The following is a 1,206-nucleotide window of genomic DNA, read 5'->3' on the forward strand; positions in this document are numbered from 1 at the left end:
GAACGCGAAGTTCGGCATGGTCGAGATCGTGGAGCGGGTGGCGGGGCCGCGCAGGCCGGCAGGCCCACCCCGGTGGCCGCGGCCGCCGCGCCGAGGACGACGGTGCGGCGGGCGAGGGTCACCTATCCGGCGTGCAGGCCGGGGAGCCTGCGGTCGAGGGCCAGCGCACCGAACCCGAGCCCCAGGAAGAGCACCGCCACGACCAGGCAGTTCACCAGCACCCGCCCGTACCCGTGCGCGACGACGTCGACGAACGGGTACGGGTACCAGTCGATCACCGCCCCGCGGACGAGGGTGAACGCCAGCCAGGCGATCGGGTAGATCGCCGACAGCAGCACGACCTTCCGGTCCACCAGCCCCCGCGGCCCGAACAGCAGCCACCCGACGACGGCGAGCAGCGGGGTGAGCATGTGGCAGAGCACGTTCGCGACCTGGTGCAGCCCCACGGGGTTCGCCGTCTGGGCCAGGACGAGGTTGTAGACGATGCCCGTCACGGCGATGGCGAGCACCGCGTCGAGCAGCAGGACGCGGATGGTGCGGTCGTCTCGGTCGGGCTCCGCGGCGAGCAGCGCGAACACGACGGCGACCAGCAGGTTGCTGAGGATCGTGAAGAAGCAGAAGACGTTCAGGACCTGGGCCACCCGGCCCGAGAAGAACGCCCCGGGCAACGGGAAGAACGCCGTCGCGACGAGCTGGACGGCCACGCCCAGCAGGGCGACGGCGGCGACGAGCCCGAACCAGGGCCGAGCCAAGGGGAGATACCGGGCCACCGGAGCAACCTAATGCCCCGGAGGGCACCCTGCGGGCAACGACGAGGACGCGATCAGGTGACGGTCCTGCTCGTCCCCTTTCGACGGGTTCGCCATGGTCGGACGGTGACGAAGAGAGATCACCACATCACCTGTAAGGCGGATGCCGACCACGGAGGGCGATCGTCATCCCGGTGGAACACCCATGACACAACTCCGTAACGAGCCGTGGGGAACGTGCGACCCATGAGGCGCCTCCGTGCAGAGGGAGACACATGACCCCGGCCGACGACTACGACATCGGTTTCACGGGCGCCCGCTTCGGGGGCGCCCCCCGCAAGCGTCGCAAGAAGGACAAGGGCGAGAAGGGTGCCGCGGTCGCGCCCCGGACCGCGGACGAGGCCGACACCGCCGCGATCCCGGTCGTGGCCGCCGCGCTGGTCGCCGGGATCGACGC

General features: G+C 70.9%; 2 protein-coding genes. One reads left to right on the forward strand and one right to left on the reverse strand.

Annotated features, from left to right (window positions below; all coding sequences use genetic code 11):
- Nucleotides 1-122: 122 nt before the first annotated feature.
- Nucleotides 123-770, reverse strand: coding sequence for a Pr6Pr family membrane protein (locus H5J29_RS33495; protein WP_312858518.1), 648 nt, complete (start codon nt 768-770; stop codon nt 123-125).
- A gap of 254 nt (nt 771-1,024) precedes the next feature.
- On the opposite strand from H5J29_RS33495, the gene H5J29_RS33500 reads away from it, so the two are divergent.
- The coding region (locus H5J29_RS33500; RefSeq protein ID WP_181784878.1) for a hypothetical protein at nt 1,025-1,206 on the forward strand (182 nt) is incomplete at its 3' end.

The organism is Pseudonocardia pini (assembly GCF_013870575.1).
In the GTDB taxonomy this organism is placed as follows: Bacteria; Actinomycetota; Actinomycetes; order Mycobacteriales; family Pseudonocardiaceae; genus Pseudonocardia; species Pseudonocardia pini.